At 67.4% G+C, this 5,064-nt stretch carries 1 protein-coding gene; it reads left to right on the forward strand.

The genetic code is table 11. From position 1 onward, the window contains the following. Positions 1–5,064: SDR family NAD(P)-dependent oxidoreductase (locus VFA16_RS18210; RefSeq protein WP_324969162.1), on the forward strand; the 5,064-nt coding region annotated here is incomplete at both ends.

Genomic DNA, 5,064 nt, shown 5'->3' on the forward strand with positions numbered 1-5,064 from the left:
TGTGGAATTGGCCATCCGGGCCGGCGATGAAGTGGGCTGTTCGGTTGTCGACGAGTTGACGTTGCGGACGCCGCTGATGGTGCCGTCCTCGGGTTCGGTGACCGTGCAAGTGGTTGTCGGCGCGGCCGCTGAATCGGGTCAGCGGAGTGTGTCGGTGTATTCCCGGACCGATGCAGAAGCCGCTTGGGTCTGCCACGCCGAGGGGGCACTGCGGTCGGGATCCCTTGAGCCAGGCGCTGATTTGTCGGCGTGGCCCCCGCCAGGGGCCACCGCGGTGGACGTCGCCGACGGGTACGAGCGGCTGGCGGCACGCGGATACCAATACGGTCCGGCGTTTCGCGGACTGACCGCGATGTGGCGCCGCGGCGACGAGGTCTTCGCCGAGGTGACGCTGCCGGAGCCCGCCGGCGGGCTCAGCGGATTCGGTGTACACCCGGCGTTGTTGGATGCGGCGCTGCATGCGCTCGTCGTAGCGGACAACGGCGCTGAAGTAGCCCTGCCGTTTTCGTGGCAGGGCGTGACATTGCATGCGGCCGGGGCCGCGGCGGTGCGAGCCCGGATAGCGCCCGCCGGTCCGTCTGCGGTGTCAATCGAACTCGCCGACGGTCTGGGCCTTCCGGTGTTGTCGGTCACGACGATGGTGGCTCGCCCGGTCACCGGCGAGCAGTTGATGGCGGCCGCTTCCGGGTCGGGTGCAGACCGACTCTTCGAGGTGGTGTGGTCACCGGCCTCCGCGGCGCACACCGATGCCCCGCCGCCGCATGACGTGTTCGAGTCGCTGCCCGCCGAAGCGCCGGCAGGCGTCTACGAACGCACCCACCAGGCGCTTGCCGCGCTGCAGGCCTGGCTGACCGACCGCGACTCCGGGACGCTGGTTGTCGTCACCCGCGGTGCGGTCGCATTGGAGGGCGAGGACGTCACCGATTTGGCGGGGGCCGCCGTGTGGGGGTTGGTGCGTTCGGCGCAAACCGAGCATCCGGGCCGATTGGTGCTCGCCGACGTCGACGGGCCGATCCAGGACGCCGCGATGGCAGCCATCCTGGGATCCGGGGAACCGCAAGTCTGCCTGCGCGCGGGACAGGTCTACATCCCGCGGGTGCACGCCAGCGGCGCGGTCGACGCCCTGTTGGCACCACCGGCGGATCGGCCGTGGCGGCTGGGCCTTACCAGCGCCGGCACATTCGAAAACCTCACGCTGGAGCCGGTTCCCAATGCCGACGCCCCCTTGCAGCCGGGCCAGGTGCGGGTCGCGATCCGCGCGATCGGTACCAACTTCCGCGACGTGATGATCACCCTGGGGATGTTCACCCATGACGCGTTGCTGGGTGGCGAAGCCGCCGGCGTGGTCGTGGAAGTCGGCCCAGGTGTCACCGAATTCGCGGTCGGGGATCGGGTGATGGGATTCTTCCCCGACGGCAGCGGCACCGTGGTCGCCGGCGATGTCCGGCTGTTGCTGCCGATGCCGACCGACTGGTCCTACGCCGAAGCCGCCGGTATATCCGCCGTTTTCACCACCGCCTACTACGCGTTCCGGCACTTGGCCGACGTTCAGCCCGGCCAGCGGGTTTTGATCCATGCCGCCACCGGCGGGGTGGGCATGGCCGCGGTGCAGTTGGCGCGGTATCTGGGGTTGGAGATCTTCGCCACCGCCAGCCGCGGCAAGTGGAAGACCTTGCGCGCCATGGGTTTCGACGACGACCACATCGCTGACTCGCGGACGCTCGAGTTCGAGGACAAGTTCCGGACCGCGACCGGCGGGCGCGGCGTGGACGTCGTGCTCGATTCGCTGGCCGGCGAGTTCGTCGACGCCTCACTGCGACTGGTCGCGCCCGGCGGGGTCTTCTTGGAGATGGGCAAGACCGACATCCGCGACCCGGAGGCCGTGGCCCAGCAACATCCGGGCGTGCGCTACCGCGCCTTCGACCTCTTCGAGCCGGGCCGTAACCGCATGCACCAGTACATGCTGGAGCTGGCAAAGCTGTTCGACGAGGGCATATTACGGCCGTTGCCGGTGACGACGTTCGATATCCGGCGGGCGCCGGCGGCGTTGCGGTATCTGAGCCAGGCCCGTCATATCGGCAAGGTGGTGCTTACCATGCCGGATGGGTGGGCTGGGGGCACGGTGCTGATCACCGGGGGTACCGGGATGGCTGGTTCGGCGTTGGCCCGGCATGTGGTGACTCGCCATGGGGTGCGTCATCTGGTCCTGGTGAGCCGTCGTGGTGCCGATGCGGCGGGGGCGGGTGAGTTGGTCAGTGAGCTCAGCGAGGCTGGTGCCCAGGTGCAGGTGGTGGCCTGTGATGCCGGTGACCGGGAGGCGCTGGCGAAGGTGATTTCTGATGTGCCGGTGCAGTATCCGTTGACTGGGGTGATTCATGCCGCCGGGGTGCTCGATGATGCGGTGGTCACGTCGTTGACGCCGGATCGGGTCGATGCGGTGTTGCGGGCCAAGGTGGATGCGGCTTGGAATCTGCATGAGCTGACGCGTGATTTGAATGTGTCGGCGTTTGTGATGTTTTCGTCGATGGCTGGGTTGGTGGGTTCGTCTGGTCAGGCCAACTATGCGGCGGCCAACTCGTTCCTGGATGCCTTGGCGGTGCATCGGCGGGCCAACGGTTTGCCGGCGATCTCGCTGGGCTGGGGACTGTGGGACCAGGCCAGCGAAATGACCGGCGGGCTCGACGCCGCCGATCGGGCCCGGCTGGGGCGCAGCGGTGTCCAGGCGCTCTCGTCCGACGAGGCGTTGCGGCTGTTTGACACCGCGCTCATCGTTGACCAGCCGTTCCTGTTGCCGGCCCGCATCGATCTCACCGCACTACGCGCCAGTGGCGCTGCTGTGCCACCGATGTTCACCGAACTGGTCAACGCACCGGGCCGCCGTCAAGTCGACGACTCACTAGTGGCCGCCAAGTCGAAATCGGCTCTGGCACATCGACTTCACGGTCTGCCCGAGGATCAGCAGCACACCATCCTGCTGGATCTGGTGCGCTCTCACATCGCCACCGTGCTGGGCAACACCACCCCGGAGGCGGTCGACCCGGACAAGGCGTTCCAAGACCTCGGCTTCGATTCGCTGACCGCCGTTGAACTGCGCAACCGGCTCAAAGCCGCGACCGGACTGGCGCTTTCGCCGACGCTGATCTTCGACTATCCGACACCCAGCGGACTGGCCACCTACATCCGCACCGAACTCGCCGGCGTCCCACAAGAAATCAAGCACGTGCCAGCGGCGCGGGCCACCGGCGACGACCCCATTGCGATCGTCGGCATGGCATGCCGTTTCCCCGGCGCAGTGGATTCCCCGGAGGACTTGTGGGAGATGGTCGCCGAAGGCCGCGACGTGCTGACCGAATTTCCCAGCGACCGCGGCTGGGACCTGGCCGGCTTGTTCAACCCCGACCCCGACGTGCCCGGCGCCTGCTACACCCGCACCGGTGGTTTTGTCGACGGCGTCGCCGATTTCGACCCGGCATTCTTCGGGGTGGCGCCGTCCGAAGCGCTGGCCATGGACCCCCAACAACGCATGTTCCTCGAACTGTCGTGGGAAGCGTTGGAGCGAGCCGGAATTGACCCGACCTCATTACGTGGCAGCGCCACTGGCGTATTCGCCGGCGTGATGACACAGGGCTACGGCATGTTTGCCGCCGAGCCGGTGGAAGGCTTCCGGTTGACCGGCCAACTCTCCAGCGTCGCGTCAGGCCGGGTGGCTTACGTGCTGGGATTGGAAGGCCCCGCGATGTCAGTCGACACCGCGTGCTCGTCGTCGCTGGTGACGCTGCACATGGCGGTGCAGTCACTGCGCTCGGGCGAATGCGACCTGGCGCTCGCCGGCGGCGTCACCATCAACGCGACCCCCGACATCTTCGTCGAATTCAGCCGCTGGCGGGGACTCTCACCCGACGGCCGCTGCAAGGCCTTCGCCGGGGCTGCCGACGGCACCGGATTCTCCGAGGGTGGCGGCATGTTGGTGGTCGAGCGGCTCTCGGATGCGCAGCGGTTAGGCCATCCGGTGCTGGCGGTGGTTCGCGGTTCAGCGGTTAATCAGGATGGCGCATCGAACGGGTTGACCGCACCCAATGGGCCCTCGCAGCAGCGGGTGGTGCGCGCGGCGTTGGCCAACGCCGGCCTTAGCCCGGCGGATGTGGATGTTGTGGAGGGCCACGGTACCGGCACCACGTTGGGCGACCCTATTGAGGCGCAAGCCCTTTTGGCCACCTATGGGCAAAACCGTGCGCAACCGCTGTGGTTGGGTTCGATCAAGTCGAATATGGGCCACACTCAGGCCGCCGCCGGGGTGGCGGGTGTGATCAAGATGGTTCAGGCGATGCGCCATCAACTCCTACCGGCGACACTGCACGTCGATCTGCCCAGCCCCCATGTGGATTGGTCGGCGGGCTCCGTGGCGCTACTCACCGAGCCGCGGCCCTGGCCGGCCGAGGACAAAGTGCGCCGGGCTGGGGTCTCGTCGTTCGGGATCAGCGGCACCAATGCGCACGTGATTATCGAGGCCGCTCCGCCGGTTGAGGTACCGGTCGATGACCGGCCGAAGCCGGCCTTCGTGCCGTGGGTGGTGTCGGCCAAGACCGCATCGGGGCTGTCCAAGCAGGCGGCCCGGCTAACGCAGCACCTAGCCGCCCATCCGGAGCTCGATCCAGTCGATGTGGGATGGTCCTTGGCGGGCCGCGCAATGTTCGAGCATCGCGCGGTGGTGCTGGGTAATGACAGTGAGCAGTTGCGTGCCGGGCTGGAAGAGCTGGCCGAGGGCGACCCGGGTGCTGGTGTAGTGCAGGGCAGCGTGCGACCCGCGGGCAAGACCGGGTTCGTGTTCCCCGGACAAGGCTCCCAATGGCTGGGCATGGGCATGGGACTGCACGCCGCATACCCTGTGTTCGCTGAAGCGTTCAACACCGCGGTGGCCGAGCTGGACCGGCACCTGCTGCGCCCGCTGCGCGAAGTGATGTGGGGCCACGACGAAAACCTCATCAACACAACCGAATTCGCTCAGCCAGCGTTGTTCGCAGTGGAAGTCGCGCTGTTCCGCCTACTGGAATCCTGGGGTATCAA

Origin of the sequence: Mycobacterium sp., assembly GCF_035653355.1 — a bacterium.
Lineage (GTDB): Bacteria > Actinomycetota > Actinomycetes > Mycobacteriales > Mycobacteriaceae > Mycobacterium.